A 17482-nucleotide genomic window follows, 5' to 3' on the forward strand; every position below is an offset into this window, starting at 1 on the left:
TTGGGTGCAGTAAGGCGTGCCGGATCTGCACTTCATGCAGCACTAACATATTCGATACCGACATCTTGCTGTGCCGTAGACGAAGCCGCGCTATCGCGGCAAATGGCTGAATTTCGTGGGGATTTGTTCATATTTCGTGGGATTTGTTCATAAAAGGTGTGAGAACCTTGACGAAGGTCTCAATTTCACCTCCGCGTGCTTGCCTGGATCTCCCAAGCGATCTCAGGATGTGCGCCCTGCAACATTTCTACATATCTACCGGATGGCCGCCCCATGACATTTTCTTGCATCTTTTCAGCCAGGGACAGGCTCTTACCGTTGATCATCGCCTTGATGGGCATGACTGGACTGCCGGTCGCAGCCAGCGCTGCTGCGCCGACTCTGGCTCCCCATCCGCGCCTGATTCTGGATTCCGCCACCCTGACGAATCTCCGTGCGCGTGCTGCCGCCAATGTCGCGCAATGGCAGTCGCTCAAGGCCACGTGCGACTCTTACATCGGCGGGACCGTGAATTACCCCACCGGCAATACCTATCCCAATCTCCCCAATGTGGGTCAGGGTTATGAGGGTTCGTCTTATCTCCCGGCGCTGATGGCCGAAAGCATGTGTTACCAGGTGCTCAAGACGAGCAACCCCACGGCGGCAGCCCAATATGGTGCGAAAGGCGTCGACATCCTGATGAAGATGTCCACCCCTTACACCACCCAGAGCGGCAACCAGGGTGAAAGTCCGTGCGTCGATGACGGTTATGTCATCCGCTTCTACGGAGTGGGCTTCGGGCTGGGTTACGACTGGCTGTACGAGTTGCTCACCCCGGCCCAGCGTACCCAGGTCTACACCACCGCCAACCAGTGGATCGCCACCTGGCAGGCTTCCGGAGGGTGTGCGGATTTTGAGTACGCACATCCGCAGAGCAATTATTACGCAGGATTTTTCCACGCCCAGGTTGCCATCGCGCTGGCTACCTACGACGAAAATTCCACCGCTGCGAGCCAATGGAACGACTGGCTTACCAACCAGTTCGGCGCACGCGTGCAGCCCTACTACGCCAAGCATCTGACCGGCGGTGGCTGGCCAGAAGGCTTCGCCAACTATGCGCCTTACGGCGTACTCAACATGAGCCTGCCCATGCGCGAGGTCAAAACCGCGACGGGCATGGACCTCGTTAACGGCTCGGCCCCTTACAGCTACCCCGTGGATATGGCCAATTACGCCATGCACTTCACCTGGCCGTCGCTGACCTACTTCGACGATCGCGATACCAATCATTCCGGCTCGACGACCCAGCCGCCCGGGACGCCAAACCTGTCGATCTATCAGCAGGTCCTCGGCGAGATGACCTACTGGAATGCGCCAGCGGCGCAGATCAACGCATTCAATCAGTTCCGTATGTCCATCAGCAATACCAACGCCCAGTATGGGCAGGCCGACCCGTGGGTTGGCTTTCTTGAAGTGTCTCCGGGTGCGCCGGTGGCGCCGCTGAGTACCTTGCCGACGTCGTATTTCGCTCAGGGCATGGGCGCCGTCGCCGCCCGCTCAGACTGGACCACCGGGGCCACCTGGATGTCGTTCCGTGCAGGACCCTACATCAACAATCCTGCGCAGGGCGAAGAGTATTTTGATCAGGGCAGCCTGGCACTGGTTCGTGGTGCCACGCCGTTGTTGATCAATGCCACCGGCTGGGCGGTGCACAACCCGCAGGGCACCACGGGCGAGAATGACGTCTACACGGACAACTACGGCAACTTCAGCGCAAGCAATATAGGGTCCGGAAATCGTCGCCCGTACAACATCTTCTACGTGCGGCACATGAACGGGTCGCAGCTGGCGGAGCAGTTCGGTCAGGGCGCCTATACCAGCGAGTCCAACGGGGTCCGTACCCAGGTGACGGCTTACGAGGACGGCAGCGACTACGTCTTCGTTCAAGCTCGCTGGCTCAATGACATGTACCGCAACTTCAGCGCCGGTCCTGCGGTGACTGGCTGGACTCGCGAGATCGTCTACCTGCGGCCCAATCGCTTCGTGGTCTATGACCGGACGACCACCGGCAGTGCCAGCTATGACCAGTACATGGCCTGGCATTTCCCGGCAAGCCCGGTTTCCTCGACCACGGCAGCGGGCCTCAATCGTCTCGATGTCACCTATGGTGGTCAGTACGCCGGAGCCCTCACCACCGTACTACCTGCGGCTGCCCAGGTAAGCACAGCGACGATCTATCCGGATCTGAGCCCGGCCAAGGTCTGGGAATCCCAGGTTCGTCCGAACAACACCAACGTGACGCAGCAGTGGCTGGCGGTGTTCGACCTTTCGTCGAGCGCCAGCCAGGTGGCGACGGTCCAGCCAGCGCTGATCACGCTGGGTAATGTGGTGGGTGTGCAGCTGTTTGCCAGCGATGGCAATGCCGTGCTGATCAACAACGGCGGGGCGGCCAACACGACCATCAGTGGTAGTTTCGCCTACAGCGTGAGCAATGGCGCTGCCCGCAACATCGTCACTGGGTTGCCGGCCAATACCGGCTATACCGTCAGCACGACCGCGGGCAGCACCTGCAGCGTGAGGGTGACCCCGGGCGGTACGCTCAAGAGTAGTGCCAAGGGCGTGCTCGATTTCAAGATCAGCAGTAGTTGCAGCCTGTAAGCAACGCATAGCGCTGGTGTTGCCGAACCAGGACTGGAATGCTTTGCCCATGATGCCGGCGTCGACTGCCGGTATCATGGGTGAACCATGAACCTTCTTGCCATCGAAACCGCCACCGAAGCCTGCTCCGTCGCCCTGATCCACGGCGACGAACTGATTGCTCGCAGCGAGATAGCGCCACGTCGGCACACCGAACTGGTGCTGCCGATGGCCGATGCCCTGCTGGCTGAAGCCGGCATCGGGCGGCACGCGCTGGATGCGATCGCGGTGGGTCGTGGGCCTGGTGCATTCACCGGCGTGCGGCTCGGCGTGTCGTTGGCGCAGGGCATGGCGTTGGCGCTGGATCTGCCGGTGATTACCATTTCATCGCTGGCCGCGCTGGCACTGGAAGCACCCGAAGAGGAAGGCACCGCGATCCTCGCCGTGATCGACGCGCGCATGGGCGAGATCTACGCTGCCTGTTATCGCCGCGACGACAGCGGCGGCCTGGTCGTACTGGACGACGAGCGCATCTGCACACCCGGGGGTTTGCACTTGCCGGCGGCTGCGGCGTGGCAGGTGGTCGGCAGTGGCTGGGCCACCTATGCCACGGAACTGTCCCAACATCTCACCGGCACGCTGCACTCAGCCGATGGCATGCGTTATCCGCAGGCCGCGCATGTCGCCGAGCTGGCGCTGCGCGAGTTCCGCGCTGGCCGCATGCAGGCGCCGGAGCTGGCCTTGCCGGTCTACCTGCGCGACAAGGTGGCGCAGACGCTGGTGGAGCAGGGCAAGGCCTGAGTTGTTTGCTCTCTGCTGAGCAAAATGTTGGATGCCACTCTCGAGAAAGCCAGTACACGCGACAGCGCTTCGACGATTGGCAAGTATTTCCACACCTGACCTGAAGTACGCAGGCCGCGTCGAGCGCGGCCTGCGTGTTTCAGGCAGTTGCTGCGTGGCTCAATGCAGCTCGATCACTACCAGTCCCTGCGGCGGAATGCTGATGTCGAGCTTGCCGTGGTGCATGTCCACCTGCTCCGGAGCGGCTGGCTTGCCGGCTTCGCGCAGCTGGGTGATCTGCTCGCGGCTGGGGAAGTCGGGGCGGCCCATCTGGTCGAACAGGGCGACAGCGTTGCCGTGTTTCTCATCGAGCCGCCACACGGTGGCGTGGGCCGTGACGGCGAGATGGGCGACGTCGACACTGAAGTGCTTCGAGGTACCGCTGGGCTCACCCCGGGTATAGCTGGCCGTGTCGCCCACCGGTGGCGCGTAGTTCCATAGCGCCAGCACGATCGTGCCGTCGGCACGCTTGGTGGCCAGGGCCGAATCGGAGGTGATGGCGAGTCGCGTATCGCCCAGCCGGTGCAGCATCGCGAACGCGTTGAATGCCGGCTTGGGAATGCGATCGGCGGCGATCAGGCCGAAGCCGCCGTAGAACGGGTTCTGCACCACGCCCTGTTCTTCGAACACGTCGGAGAACGACCAGTAGCTCATGACCTCGACCTTGCCCGCGCATTCGCGGATGGTGTTGGCCATCCATGGACCCATGAACACGGTGTCGGTGACGTTCGGCAGGTTCGCGTACGAGGCGTTGTATTCGCTGAAGACCAGCGGCATGTGTGGATATGGCGACGCGGCGATCTCTTTGTGCACCTTGTCCACCGAGCGGCAGACCATGTCGGCACGCGGGATGTTCTCCTTGGTCTTGAACACGTTGGCAGCGGTGTCGTCGCCGTACACATGCGTGCTGACGAAATCCACCGGCACCTTCGCGTCATGCGTGTGCTTGAGGAAGTCCGGCACCCACGCGGCCTGTGCCGTACTGGGGCCGCCCACGCGCAGGCGCGGGTTGACCGCCTTGAGCGCAAGCACGGTGTGGTCGTACAGGGTGAAGTAGGTCGATTGCTGCGGCGAGCCGGCCCAGAAGCCGATGTTCGGCTCATTCCACACCTCGAAGTACCAACTGGCCACCTCATCGATGCCGTAGCGCGCGATCAGATGCTGCGCGAAGGCGCCGATCATCGCGTCCCACTCGGCATAGTCCTTCGGTGGCGCGATGTTGGGGTGGTACCAGAATTCCTGGATCGCCTTCGGATTCGAAGTGAGCTCCTCAGGCATGAAGCTGAGTTCGACGAAAGGTTTCACGCCGTGTTCGAGCAGTCCGTCGTAGATCTGGTCGACGTAGGAGAAGTTGTAGCTGATCTTGCCGTCGGCACCGCGTCGCACCAGCCCGACGTCGTGGTCGAAGATGCCGTGGAAGCGGATATAGCCGAAGCCGGTGGCCTGATGCACCGCATCGAGGTCCTTGCGGTAATCGTCGCGCAGGGCGAGCGAGGCGCGGCCGGAGCCGAACATCTGTTCCCAGAAATGCGGGAGCGGTGTGCCCTGGGCCGCTGCATCGACATGGATGCTGGTGTTGGCTGCCGTGGCGGCGTAGGCCGCGTTGCCGGCCAGCAAGATGGCGGCGCAAGCGCCGAGGGCGAGGTGTCGGATCGTTCGCAGCAGGGTCATCACCGGGGTCCTTTCTGGCGCGTGGGGACGCGGAAACGGGTGTGCCGAAGCGAGCTGGCATCGGCACGTAATCGTTTACATGCCGGCACAGTTTCCTACAGCTTCAGCGGGACGTCCACTCGTTCAAAGCGCGACTTCCTGGCATTCCGGCTTTTGCCGGGATGCCAGGAACGGCGATGGGAGCCCTCTATGGCTTTGTCGTGAGCGTGATGTGGCGGGCCACGGCTGCACTCACCCGTACATAGGTAACCGAGCCATAGCGGTCGTGACCGCTGGCCCAGCCTTCGCCATCGCTTTGCTCAAGTACATCCGGATTCGTGAACGAGGGCATGGCGCCGTCTGCGCTGGCGACGGCGGTGGCGGCAGCGCCGTGGATCTTCAGCAGGTAAAACTTCAGCGCCGGCTTGAAGTTGCCGACCGATGCGGTGGTTTCGAATCGCACCGCATCGCCTTGCTGCTGCACCGACAGCGACTGGCTGAAATACGCACCATGTTCGTAGTCGTAGGTGCTGCCATCGTCATCGTAATAATCGAATGTGCTGCGCTGCGTATCCGGGAATACCTCGACTTCGAGCTGGGTCACTGGCTCCTGCCCCACGTAATCCATCGCCGCCTGGGTCGGGATGATCGCGCCCTGGCGGATGAACAGCGGGATGTCGTTCCAGTGCTCGCTGTCGATCGCCAGATGGACGGTCTGGCCGCCCTGGTAGACCTTGCCGTTGAACCAGTCGGTCCAGCGGCCGGCCGGCAGATAGAGGTCCTTCGCGGTCTGGCCCGGTTCGACCACCGGCGAAACCAGCAGGTAGTCGCCGAACAGCCACGCGTCGACATCGTTGCGTACGGCCGGATCGTGCGGCCAGTCAAACAGCAGCGGACGCACCAGGCCGACGCCTGTGACGCGGCGCCGGTATTCGTAGCTGTAGATGTACGGGATCAGCGTGTAACGCAGTCGGATCGCGTCGGTGGCGGCCTGCTCGGCGATCGGGCCGTATACCCATGGCTGGCGCTTCTGGCCGAAATCGCCGTGCACGCGGAAGATCGGCGTGAACGCGCCGAACTCGATCCAGCGCGCGTAGTTCTCCGGCGTCGGCGTGCCGTCCTTGAAGCCGCCGCCATCCATCCCCCATTGCATCGCGCCGACATTGATCGCGCTGAGCATGCGCGCGCGCTGGCCGGCCATGCTGGCGAAGCCGGTGGGGATGTCGCCGGACCACAGGCCATAGGCATAACGTTGCGAGCCCAGCCAGAAGTTGCGGTTGACCGACCACACACGCTGGTTGGAGATCGCGCGCTGGCCGTCGTACAGCGTGCGCTGCATGTTGAGGAACTGGGTGTTGCTCGGTGTGTTGTCGGCTTCGTCGTTCCACCAGCCCACGATGCCGGTGTTGAAGCTCTTTTTCAGCGCGTCGTTGAAGAACCAGGTGCGCGCTGCCGGCTTGTCGAAGTCGATGTCCTTCACCGGCTTGTGCGAGAAATAGTCCGGTGTGGCCTGTTCGCCGGGACGCCACAGATCGTGCGCAGTGGCGTAGCGACCTTCGACGGTATCGACGTGGACGCGCGGTTTCATGATGCCGGTGAGGTGGATGCCGCGGCGATCCAGTTCGGCCTTGAGTTTTCCGTCGGGGCCATCGGGAAACTTCGCCGTGTTCCAGCGGAACTCGCCCCAGTCCTCGCCCCACGCCTTCCAGTCGAAGTCGAGCGTGAAGTTGTCGAGCGGGATGTGTTTGGCGCGATAGGTGTCGACGATCTGCAGCAGCTCGTTCTGGTCGATCCCCCACTGGCTGTTGGTGAAGCCCATCGCCCACTTGGGGAACAGCGGCGTGTGGCCGCTGAGTTGCGCCAGCGCGTCGAACAGCTGGTGTGGCTGGCCGACGAGGATGTAGAGATCCATCGCAGACTTTGCCGGTTTCGCGGTCGTCGCCCTTGTCTCCGGAGTGATGACGAGACTCGCAAGGCGCTGATCCGCATGCGGCTTTCCGCCGGGAAGCGTTTCGCGAAAATCCACGTTGCTGTCGCTGTTCACCAGTAACCCATAGCCCGCAGTGCTCCACACGAACGGTGCGCCGGCGTAGCCCTGCTCGCCAGCCTTGGCGATCTGGTTGCCTTGGCGCAGCAGGCCGGGCGTGGCTGGCTCGGTGGCATTGAAACCGTGGATGCCATACATGGCGTCGCCCACGCCATGCATGAAGGCGATCCTGTTATCGCCCAACCCGAGGAGATACAGGGTGAGCAGATGTCGGCCGCTGGCGTCATCGATGCTCAGGGTAGTGTCGCGGTTCCACGTCGCCACCAGTCGTTCGGACGTCATCGTTACCGAGCGCTTGTCCTCGCTCATCTTTACCGACACCGATGCCTGCATCTGTTCCGGATGGGGATCGAGTACCAGCGCAGGTGGTGCGTCAGGCACACCAGTCTGCACGTGCAAGATACCGGCACCGTCGAAGTGGATGGCGAGCGGCGCACCCACGCCTGCCGCGCCGGTGCCGGTTCCATTGTCGATGGTGATGCCATTGGCGTCGAGGTGGACGGTCATCGGCGACGGCTCAATGAAATCGGCTCGCGCCGCCGGCAGCGCCAGGAAACCGGCGAGGGCCACGGAAGCACAGAGAAGGGGCGTGCGGATGCGCAGGCTCATTGCAGGATCACGCTGCTGTAGGGCGGCAGCCTCACGCTGCCGTTGTGGATTTCGGCGCCGGCGCCGGTCTGGCGCAGCACCTTGCTGAAGTGCGCTTCGCCGAGCACGTCCAGCGGCATCGACTGCATCGTACCGGACAGGTTGTGCACCACCAGTATGTGGCTGGTGGCGTCATCGAGTTTCCATGCGGCAATGTGCGGATTCGCTACCGTGAGCGGTTCCATCGCACCATCGCGTAGTGCGCTGATCTGGCTGCGCCAGTGGATCAGCATCGTGTAGTCGTGCAGCAGGGAATCGGGATTGGCCTGTTCCGCTTCCACTGATACCGCTGGATCGTCGTGCGTGGTCGGAGTTTCCCAGGTCGTTTCACCGGGCGTGTCCGGCGCGCGATTCCAGCGCATCGGTTCGCGCAGATTCTCGTCGGGTTTCCGTCCGCGCATGCCGAGTTCCTCGCCGTAGTAGATGAACGGCTGGCCGGGCAGGGTGAGCAGCATCGCGGCAGCCATGCGCATGTGCTGCGGGTTGTCGTCGAGCTGGCTCATCACGCGTTCCTGGTCGTGATTGGACAGGAACGGCGCATCCACGCCCGACTTGCCGGCGACCTTGCGATAATCGGCCTCGGTTTGCGCGAGCAGTGCGCCGAGCTGGCCGGCACGTTCGTTCTTCGCACTGTCGATCAGCTGCTTCGCCAGTGGAAAATCGAACACGGAACTGAGCGGACGCAGGTACGGTGCCAGTCTGTCAGGCGTTTCCTGCGCGACTTCGCCGACCATGTAGGCATCGGGGGTGACCGCGTCGATGCCGTGGCGGAACTGCGACCACCACGCCAGGTTCTTCTTGAGGATCGCCGGGTCACCGTCCTGCGACTTGAAGTCGTAATAGATGTGCTGGGCCGCATCCAGCCGGAAGCCGTCGACGCCCTTCTTCAGCCAGAACTGGCCGATGCGGACCATCTCCTCGCGCACGGTCGGCGTGTCGTAGTCCAGGTCGGGCATCATGCCGGTGAATACGCCGATGTAGTGCTGGCCCGTCGGAGTGGCATGCCAGGCTGGTGTACCGGTGGCACTGATAGCAGCGAGGTCGGTGCCTGGTTGCGCCCAGCTGTACCAGTCGTGGTGCGGGTCGTTCGGCTTGCTGGCGGCGATGAACCATGGATGCAGTGCACTAGTGTGGTTGATCACCAGGTCGATGATCACCTTGATCCCGCGCTGGTGCGCCGCATCCAGCAGGCGCTGGAAATCGGCCATCGTGCCGTATTGCGGATTGATGCCGTAGTAGTCGGTGACGTCGTAGCCGTGGTAACTCGGCGATGGATTGATCGGCATCAGCCAGATGCCGCTGACGCCCAGCGACTTCAGGTAATCGAGTCGTGCAGTGATGCCGTTGAGATCGCCGGTGCCGTCACCGTCGCTGTCGGCCCAGGAGCGCACGAAGATCTCGTACCACACGTTGGACGGAGCGTGGCCGGCCAGCGCCTGCTGCGATGTCGTTGCTGCGGGAGTGGCCTGCTGCACGCCGATGTCACCACGGGCCGGCCCGGACGAAAGCAGGGCGAGGGCGGTGGCAATGCCGCAAGCGAGGGATGGGAATCTGGGCATGTCGATCTGCTCCGGGTGGGTCGCATCCGTCATGCAGGCGCAAGCCAGGGCAGCTGATGCGAACAGGCCGGCAGAAGATTTGTCGGCAGGGATGCTATCGGACGAGAGAAGGCCAATCGCCTCTCCGCCATGTCATGCGGATCTTGCTGAAAAGAGCCGGCCCCGCAACATGCCGCGGGGCCGGGTTTGGGGAGAGCGGCCGGACATCGTGAGGGCGATGTCCGGCATGGCGGTTACAGCTTGAGGTTGAAGCCGAGGTAGGTCGTCTGACCGAAGTACTGGATCGTGCCTGTCTGCTGCGTGTTGCCGAAATAAGTGCGGGTCGGCTGGTTGGTCAGGTTGAGGAACTGCACCAGCAAGCTGAAGTTCTTGGTGAAGTTGTACGCGCCTTGGAGGTTGAACACCGTCTCTGGAGCGAAGTAGACGATCTGGTTGTTCACGGCAATCTGCGAGTCGGACACGAACGACGACCGGTAGGTACCAGACAGCTGGGCCGAGAACGTGCCGTTGTCGTAGAACAGCGCAGCGGTGGCGGACTTCTTGGACAGGCCCGGCAGGCCCTGGTTCTGCGGCGGACCGCTGATCGTCGACTCCGATTTCACCGCGCTCTGGGCCAGCGAGAAGCCCGCACTCACGCCGAGACCGGACCAGATGCCGGGCAGGAAGTGGGTCTTCTGGACGAACAGGTCGAGACCGTGGACCGTACCGCCCTGGGTATTGTTGAACGAGGTCTGGTATTGCCCATTCAGGTATGGCTTGCCGGTGTTCGGGTCGATCGGCACCGTGATGCCGGCACCGGCGAAGTCAAAGTCGTTGTAGGTGATCTGCTGCACGAACGATTCGACGTGTTTGGTGAACACGTGCGCGGTGAAGGCGCCGCTCGACTCCGGGAAATAGTGCTCGAAGCTGAGATCGAACGTGTTCGCGTACATCGGCTTGAGCAACGGGCTGGTGTTGCTCCACAGGTTGTACTGTCCGCTGTCTTCCCATGCGCCATGGCCGGCCAGCAAGGAACTGATATACGGCGGTGCCATCGTCTTGGCGGCGGAGACGCGCAGCTGGTTGGCGTCGTCGAAGTGGTAGACCAGGTTGATTGACGGCAACCAGTCGGTATAGGTCACGCCATGGTTGACCGGGATGTAGTTGCTGCTGGTCACGCCGGTCTGGTCGGTGATCGGTACACCAGCGTTGTTGTCCACTTCCTGCAGGCCGCTGCTGTATTGCGAAGTGCGTACCACGCGCACGCCGACGTTGCCGGTGATGCTGTGATCGAACACATTGGTGTCGATGTCGGCCATCAGATAGGCATCGCGCGATTTGACATCCACCTGGCCGCTCTGGATGTACGTCCAGTTGTTGGCCCAGCTCTTCAGCGGCGTCGTGTTGGTGACGCCGTTAGCGGCGAGGACGGCTGCGCCGTTGATGGCGAGGAAGCACGGGAAGCTGGCGAAGTCGCCGCGCCAGCAGGTGGTGACCGCGTTGCTGCTGTTGAGCGGCAGTGGCGTACCGGCCGACGGATTGTCGCCCCATTCCGAGCCGTAGACATACGCGCTGCGATCGGCGTTGTAGGTATGGTTGTTGATATAGACGCCACCCTCGATCGCGGAGATCACCGGGTTGTCGGTCAGCTCGTAGGTGGTCTCGAGGCGAAGCCCCTGGTTTTTATCGTGATAGACGTAGGGATAGACACCATAGCGTGACAGTGCCATGTCGCCGAGGTTGGTGTAGATGCCGGAATTGGGCACCGTGAGCGAGCCGATATTGAGGCCGTTCAGCCCGTAGGTGAGCGACTGGCTCATCAGCGTGGGGTTAGCAGTGCCCAGGCCGGTGTAGGGGTCGGCCGTGGTGTCGACATTGATCTGGGAGCTGACCGCGCGCGACGCCGATACGTCAGCCACCACGGTCCACGGGCCGCTGTTCCATTTCGCGTTAAGGCCGCCGGAGAACACGCTCGAATGCGTGGTGTAGTTGTCGGCCGTGGTTTCCAGACCGAAGTTGCTGCCGGCGCTGCTCACCGTGCCGCCGACGATTGCGCCATTGGGCAGGTACACCGGGTTGGTGATCTGCGCCTGGCCCTGATCGAACAACTGGCCGCGGAAGCCGCGGCCGAACGAGCCGTCGTTGTAACGCGAGAAGAAGCCGTCGGCACCGACCTGCAGGTTGTCGGTGGGCTTCCATACGATGGTCGCCACGTAGCCGTTGCGTTGCTCGCTGCCGCCGTTCTGCTGCACCTGGATACCCTGCGACGGGTAGCCCTGCTGACCCGCGGCATTGATGGTCTGCAGGCCGTCAAACGCCTCGCCAACGAATTGCTCCGAGACATGCGGCTGCACCATGCGCGCAAAACCCAGGCCCACGCCCAGGGTGTCGTCGAGGAACTTGCCCTGCCAGGCAGCACTGAAACGATAGCCCATCGAGTTGGCGCCGTAGACATCGCTGGCCTGGTTGTTGTAGCTGCCGCGGAAGTCGACGTTGACGGTCTGTTCCTGCTTGGCATCGAGCGGGTTGGCCGTGGCCATGGCGATCGTGCAGCCCACGCCACCCTCGATCAGCGAAGCCTGCGAGGATTTGTACACGGTGGCCTGGTTGATCAGCTCGGACGGGTACTGGTCGAACTGCACATAGTTGGTGCCGCTGGTCGTTGGCTGGGCGCGGCCATTCAGGGTGGTCTGGATGAAGTTGCCCGAAAGACCGCCGCAGTTGATCTGCGAGGCTTCGCCGCCGATGCGTTGGGCGGTGATGCCGGGCAGACGGGTGAGCGCGTCGGCGATCGACTGGTCTGGCAGGCCGCCGATATCCGCGGCGGTCACGACGTTCTGAATGGTGTCGGCATAGCGCTGGATGTCGACCGCGGTCTCGACGCTCTTGTTGTAGCCGGTCACCGTGATCCCACCGAGGCTCTTGGCCAGCTGGGTTTTCTGGTCGGCTTTTTTCGGCGCCGCATTGTCGTCTGACGTAGTGGTCTGGCTCTGCGGGTTGGGCGTCGGCGCATTGGACGTAACGGATGCGCTGCCCGGATTCGCGTTGTTGTCAGCGGGTGCCGCATGGAGACCAAGCGAGAAGCAGAATCCAGCGGAAGCAAGCGCCAGGGCCAGCACATTGCGTTTCAGTACCATCGTTATCCCCTCCCAGGGTTGCACATCATATTGTTGTGGTTGCGGTCATTGCCCCAACGTTTTCGGTAAGCAGCGCGGATGCATGTGCCGATGACCCGTCGACGTGACGTCATGTTAGGGCGGCGTTTGCAAGCCGGCCGTTTCCTGCATACGTATTCATTCTGCTGCTGTGCATCGCAAACGGGCGCCGCATCCTGCAAAGCGGGTCGCCGCAGCAGGCCCTTTTTCTGCGTGTCAGTGTGCGGTGGATAGGCAGAAAAAGCAGTGCCAGCCTTCATCCACAGCGACGTCCATGGTTTTCATATGGACGTCCAAACCATCGATCCGCAATAAATGCTGCGCTGCGATAACGGCTATCCATGAATACGTATGCACTGTCGCAACTGCTGTCGCATGCAGCCATTAAGCTCCCCGGGAAGCCGCGAAAGGGCCGCCCGTCGGGCGCGTCGCAACAACTCGCGCAGGAACCCAATGGACATGCGAATGAGTGGTGCACCCTGGTGGCGCGGAGCCGTCACCTACCAGATCTATCCACGCAGCTTTCTGGATACCGACGGCGATGGCGTGGGCGATCTGCCGGGCATCATCGAGCGGCTCGACTACGTGGCCAGCCTCGGCGTCGATGCGATCTGGATCGCGCCGTTCTTCAAGTCGCCGATGGCCGACTTTGGCTACGACATCGCGGACTACCGCGACGTCGATCCGCTGTTCGGCACGCTGGCCGACTTCGATCGCCTGCTGGCGAAGGCGCATGGGCTGGGCCTGAAGGTGATGATCGACCAGGTACTCAGCCACACCTCGATCGAGCATGCGTGGTTCCACGAAAGCCGGCAGAGCCGCGACAACCCGAAGGCTGACTGGTATGTGTGGGCCGATGCGCGCGAGGACGGCGGCGCACCGAACAACTGGCTGTCACTGTTCGGCGGTTCGGCGTGGCAGTGGGAGCCGCGGCGTGGCCAGTACTACCTGCACAACTTCCTGACCTCGCAGCCCGATCTGAATTTCCATCATGCCGAAGTGCGCGCGGCGATCCTCGACAGCGTGCGTTTCTGGCTGGACAAGGGCGTGGATGGCGTGCGCCTGGATGCGATCAACTTCTGCTTCCATGACCGTCAGTTACGCGACAACCCGCCCAAGCCGAAGGAGAAGCGCGTCGGTCGTGGCTTCAGCCCGGACAACCCCTACGCGTTCCAGTACCACTACTACAACAACACCCAGCCGGAAAATCTGGCCTTTCTCGGCGAACTGCGTGCGCTGATGGATGGCTATCCGGATGTGGCCGCGCTGGGCGAAATTTCCTCCGAGGATTCGCTGGCGACGATGGCCGAATACACGCGCCACGGCCGCCTGCACATGGGCTACAGCTTCGAGTTGCTGACGGATGATTTCAGTGCCGCGCACATCCGCGACACGGTGCAGACGCTGGAAGCGCAGATGACGGAAGGCTGGCCGTGCTGGGCGATCTCGAATCACGATGTCGAACGGGTGCTGACACGCTGGGGCAGGGGCCAATCGTCGGCACAACTGGCCAATCTGCTCACCGCGATGGTCTGTTCGCTGCGTGGTTCGGTGTGCGTTTACCAGGGCGAAGAACTCGGTCTGACCGAAGCCGAACTGCCGTACGAATCTTTGCAGGATCCTTATGGCATCGCGTTCTGGCCGCAGTTCAAGGGGCGTGATGGTTGCCGTACGCCGATGCCGTGGAACGAGGATGCGCATGCCGGGTTCAGTCGCGGCATGCCCTGGTTGCCGGTGCCGCGGGAACACCGCGCGCTGGCAGTGCTTCGTCAGGAAGGCGATCCGCATTCGGTGCTGAACGGTTTCCGCACCTTCATGCACTGGCGTCAGTCGCAGCCGGTATTGCGCTGGGGTGACATTGAATTCATCGACACCGCCGAACCGGTACTGGCGTTCATCCGCCGTCACGCCGGGCAGGCCATGGTGGTGGTGTTCAACCTCGCGGACACGGCCACCGAACTGGCGCTGCCGGCCGTACTCAGCAAACCGGTCGCGGTAGATGGCCATGGCCTGCTGCAAGCCCATCTCGACGGCAGCCAGTTGCACCTGCCCGGTTACGGCGTGTGGTTCGCCAGCCTGACGCGATGAATCCTCGGCGTGGCAGTTGGTTCATCACTGGCCTGCTGCTGGTGTGCTGCGCTGGCAATGCCTGGTCAGCCAGCGTGCCGGCGGCGGCGGTTGCTGTCGACACAGCACTCGTGCACCTGCAACTGGATGCAGCGGCGTTCGCGCCGGAAAAAATCAAGCTGGCGATCTATCTTCCGCCGGGCTACGCCAGCGCCGCAGCGACGGGTCGGCGTTACCCGGTGCTGTACGCGAACGATGGCCAGGACATGCCGGCGGTGGGGTTGCAGGCGACACTGGGGCGGCTGTATCGCGAGCATGCGATCGAACCGGTCATCGTGGTCGCGATCGACATGCTGGCCGATCGCGCCAGCGGCTACGGCTTGTCCGATCGCACCACGGCGCACAGTGTCGTCGGCGGTTCGCCGATCGGTCCGATCGGCACACGCGCGCAGGAATACTCCGCGTGGGTCGTCACCACGCTGGTGCCGTATATCGACGCGCACTACCGCACGCGCCGGTCGGTTCGTGACCGCGCCATGCTCGGCTGGTCGCTGGGTGCGTTGAATGCGTTCAATCTCGGCTGGGAGTATCCAGAGGTGTTCGGCCGGATCGGTGCGTTCTCGCCCTCGTTCTGGCTGGCGGCCGATCGCAGCAACGCCACCGCCGTCGAGCACACGCGGCTGGTGCAGGGCATGGTCGATCGTGGCGGCAAACGCGCCGGCCTGAAGATGTGGTTTGCGGTGGGTACCGCGGAAGAGACCAGTGATCGCGATGGCAACGGCACCATCGATGCGATCAACGACGTGCAGGATGTGATCGAAGGTTATCGTGGTGCCGACGGCTTTCATGCACGCGGCCTGCAGCAGCTTGGCTATTCCGTCAACCTGGACTACGCGCAACACCCGTCGCGCCAGACGGATGTCGCCTTGTTCCTGCTGCAGGGTGGCAAACACAACCAGGCGGCATGGCAGCAGATGCTGCCGCCGTTTCTGCTGTGGGCCTATGGCCAGCATTGAATAATGTAGGAGCGGCTTCAGCCGCGATGCTTTGCTTCAAGACATCAGAGCATCGCGGCTGAAGCCGCTCCTACAAGAGCCGGGTTATTTACGCTCGGCCGCGGTCGCGTCGCGGGTGGCGCGGAACTCCGAGTCCTTGCTCCAGTCCGGCCACTGGTCGGAATTGGCCAGCTGGCTGCCCACGGTGTAGAGCAGTTGCAGGTCGCGCGCCATGCCGGTGAACGGCCAGTCGGCCTGCCACTCGTCGGACGGCTGGTGATAGTGCTTGGCAGTGTATTCCTTCGCCGCCGCCTCGCCGGCGGCAACGCCACCATCGACCCAGTCGTTGCCCGAGCCGAACGAGATCGCCGGCACGCCGCGCTTGGCGAACGAGAAATGATCGGAGCGGAAGAAATAGCCGGCTTCCGGATGCGAGTCCGCGGTGTAGGCCATGCCATATTGCTTCGCGTCGGCGATCAGGTCATCCAGCAGACCGAGCTTGGCGCTGCCGGAGATGGTGAAGTTGCGTGTCGGGCCGTGCGGGTCGAGCGCATCCATGTTGAGTACGCCGGCGGTGGTGGCCAGCGGATACAGCGGGTTCGCCGCGTAGTACTCGGAGCCGAGCAGGCCCTTTTCCTCGGCGGTGACATTGAGGAAGACCACCGAACGCTCGGGTCGCGGCGCATGTGCGAATGCGCGGCCCAGCTCGATCAGTGCCGCGGTGCCGGTGGCGTTGTCGACCGCGCCGTTGTAGATGCGATCGCCCCTGGCGTCGGGCTGGCCAACACCGAGATGATCCCAGTGCGCGCTGTAGATCACGGTCTGGTCCGGATGCTTGCTGCCCTCGATGCGGCCGACGATGTTGTGCGAGGTGATCACGCTCTTGTCGACCTTGAAGCTGGCCGACAGGCTCTCGCCCTTCAGCGTCACCGGCTTGAACGCACGCGTCTGCGCCTGCTTCTTCAGCGCGTCGAAATCCAGCCCGGCGTGTTTGAACATCGCCACCGCCAGGTCACGCTGGATCCATGCCTCCAGCTGCGGATGCACAGCAGCCGGCTTGTCGCGCACGATGTCGAACATGGTGTTGGTGTTCGAATTCTTCACCGTGGCCCAGCCATACGAGGCCGGTGCGGTCTCATGCACGATCAGCACGCCCAGTGCACCCTGGCGCGCGGCTTCCTCGTACTTGTAGGTCCAGCGGCCGTAATAGGTCATCGCCTTGCCGCCGAAGTCACCCACGCCAGTCTCGAAATCCGGATCGTTGATCAGCACCACCGCGATCTTGCCGCGCAGGTCGACGCCCTTGAAGTCGTCCCATTGACGCTCCGGCGCCTTCACGCCGTAGCCGACGAACACCAGCGGCGCGTTGGCGATCGTTACCGAAGTCGAGCCGTCCATCGGTGCGCGCACGGCAATCTCGTTGCCCTGGGTCAGCGCCTGGTTCTTGCCACCCAAGGCGAGCGCCAACTCTGGCGTGCCGATGATCTCGGTACGCAGCAACGGTACCGCCTGGGTCCAGGTCCGCTGGCCATCCTTGAGGTCGCCGCCGGGTTGCAAGCCGGCCGCCTTCATCTGCGCCACCATGTAATCGATGGTTTTCGTCTCGGCCGGCGTGGCCGGACCGCGTCCCTCGAACGCATCCGAGGACAGCGTCTTCACCTCAGCGGACAGGCGGTGGGGATCGAACGTCGGTGTCTGCGCGGTGGCAGCCAGCAGTGCCGAGGATACGGCCAGGGCAAGGGTGGAGAGCAGCAATCGCTTCACGGGCGGTACCTGTCGCGGGGGAGGAACACCCGATACTAGTCAGCGACTGGAGATCGGTCTACCCACCATTGGCGGCTCTCCGTTGCCCGCAGGGAGCCGAGGTTCCGGACGGCCCGAATCAATTTGCGTTGAACGAGTGGCATGGTTGTGCCACGCCTCGGG

The 17482-nt window shown here is 62.9% G+C and carries 9 protein-coding genes; 4 read left to right on the forward strand and 5 right to left on the reverse strand.

Annotated elements, in window-relative coordinates:
* Positions 1–339: 339 nt before the first annotated feature.
* A complete protein-coding gene (locus tag B0E48_RS03800) occupies positions 340–2637 on the forward strand; it encodes a hypothetical protein (protein WP_139350138.1) in 2298 nt (765 codons plus the stop codon).
* A gap of 87 nt (positions 2638–2724) precedes the next feature.
* A complete protein-coding gene (tsaB, locus tag B0E48_RS03805) occupies positions 2725–3417 on the forward strand; it encodes a tRNA (adenosine(37)-N6)-threonylcarbamoyltransferase complex dimerization subunit type 1 TsaB (RefSeq protein WP_077516096.1) in 693 nt (230 codons plus the stop codon).
* 159 nt (positions 3418–3576) lie between these two features.
* Here tsaB and B0E48_RS03810 read toward each other — a convergent pair whose 3' ends face one another.
* The 4 genes from B0E48_RS03810 to B0E48_RS03825 all read right to left on the reverse strand — a co-directional run bounded on the left by B0E48_RS03810 (position 3577) and on the right by B0E48_RS03825 (position 12476).
* Positions 3577–5127 carry a glycosyl hydrolase family 39 gene (locus B0E48_RS03810; RefSeq protein WP_077516098.1) on the reverse strand — a complete coding sequence of 517 codons (1551 nt, stop codon included), beginning with the start codon at positions 5125–5127 and terminating at the stop codon, positions 3577–3579.
* Positions 5128–5314: 187 nt separating this feature from the next.
* Entirely contained in the window at positions 5315–7762 is a 2448-nt protein-coding gene (locus B0E48_RS03815; RefSeq protein ID WP_254423837.1) for a TIM-barrel domain-containing protein, read from the reverse strand.
* On the reverse strand, positions 7759–9360 hold the full coding sequence (locus B0E48_RS03820) for an alpha-amylase family glycosyl hydrolase (RefSeq protein WP_077516950.1): 1602 nt from the start codon (positions 9358–9360) through the stop codon (positions 7759–7761). Before B0E48_RS03820 ends, B0E48_RS03815 begins: the two co-directional genes overlap by 4 nt.
* A gap of 233 nt (positions 9361–9593) precedes the next feature.
* Entirely contained in the window at positions 9594–12476 is a 2883-nt protein-coding gene (locus tag B0E48_RS03825; RefSeq protein ID WP_077516100.1) for a TonB-dependent receptor, read from the reverse strand.
* Positions 12477–12959: 483 nt separating this feature from the next.
* Between B0E48_RS03825 and B0E48_RS03830 the strand changes: the two genes are divergently transcribed.
* Both B0E48_RS03830 and B0E48_RS03835 read left to right on the forward strand, forming a co-directional pair.
* Positions 12960–14582 (forward strand): alpha-glucosidase family protein, encoded by a 1623-nt coding sequence (locus B0E48_RS03830; protein WP_077516102.1) that lies wholly within the window; start codon positions 12960–12962, stop codon positions 14580–14582.
* Positions 14579–15577 (forward strand): alpha/beta hydrolase-fold protein, encoded by a 999-nt coding sequence (locus tag B0E48_RS03835; RefSeq protein WP_077516104.1) that lies wholly within the window; start codon positions 14579–14581, stop codon positions 15575–15577. The genes B0E48_RS03830 and B0E48_RS03835 overlap by 4 nt, the downstream gene beginning before the upstream one ends.
* Positions 15578–15661: 84 nt before the next feature.
* Here B0E48_RS03835 and B0E48_RS03840 read toward each other — a convergent pair whose 3' ends face one another.
* Complete coding sequence (locus tag B0E48_RS03840) at positions 15662–17320, reverse strand: M28 family metallopeptidase (RefSeq protein ID WP_077516106.1); 1659 nt, start codon at positions 17318–17320, stop codon at positions 15662–15664.
* Between the last annotated feature and the right edge of the window lie 162 nt (positions 17321–17482).

Source organism: Rhodanobacter sp. C03 (assembly GCF_002001175.1).
In the GTDB taxonomy this organism is placed as follows: Bacteria; Pseudomonadota; Gammaproteobacteria; order Xanthomonadales; family Rhodanobacteraceae; genus Rhodanobacter.

Excerpts from the sequence above, each read along its gene's own strand:
- B0E48_RS03800 (WP_139350138.1), top strand. The coding sequence starts at position 340 with ATGACTGGACTGCCGGTCGCAGCCAGCGCTGCTGCGCCGACTCTGGCT.
- tsaB (WP_077516096.1), top strand. The coding sequence starts at position 2,725 with ATGAACCTTCTTGCCATCGAAACCGCCACCGAAGCCTGCTCCGTCGCC.
- B0E48_RS03810 (WP_077516098.1), bottom strand. The coding sequence starts at position 5,127 with ATGACCCTGCTGCGAACGATCCGACACCTCGCCCTCGGCGCTTGCGCC.
- B0E48_RS03815 (WP_254423837.1), bottom strand. The coding sequence starts at position 7,762 with ATGAGCCTGCGCATCCGCACGCCCCTTCTCTGTGCTTCCGTGGCCCTC.
- B0E48_RS03820 (WP_077516950.1), bottom strand. The coding sequence starts at position 9,360 with ATGCCCAGATTCCCATCCCTCGCTTGCGGCATTGCCACCGCCCTCGCC.
- B0E48_RS03825 (WP_077516100.1), bottom strand. The coding sequence starts at position 12,476 with ATGGTACTGAAACGCAATGTGCTGGCCCTGGCGCTTGCTTCCGCTGGA.
- B0E48_RS03830 (WP_077516102.1), top strand. The coding sequence starts at position 12,960 with ATGAGTGGTGCACCCTGGTGGCGCGGAGCCGTCACCTACCAGATCTAT.
- B0E48_RS03835 (WP_077516104.1), top strand. The coding sequence starts at position 14,579 with ATGAATCCTCGGCGTGGCAGTTGGTTCATCACTGGCCTGCTGCTGGTG.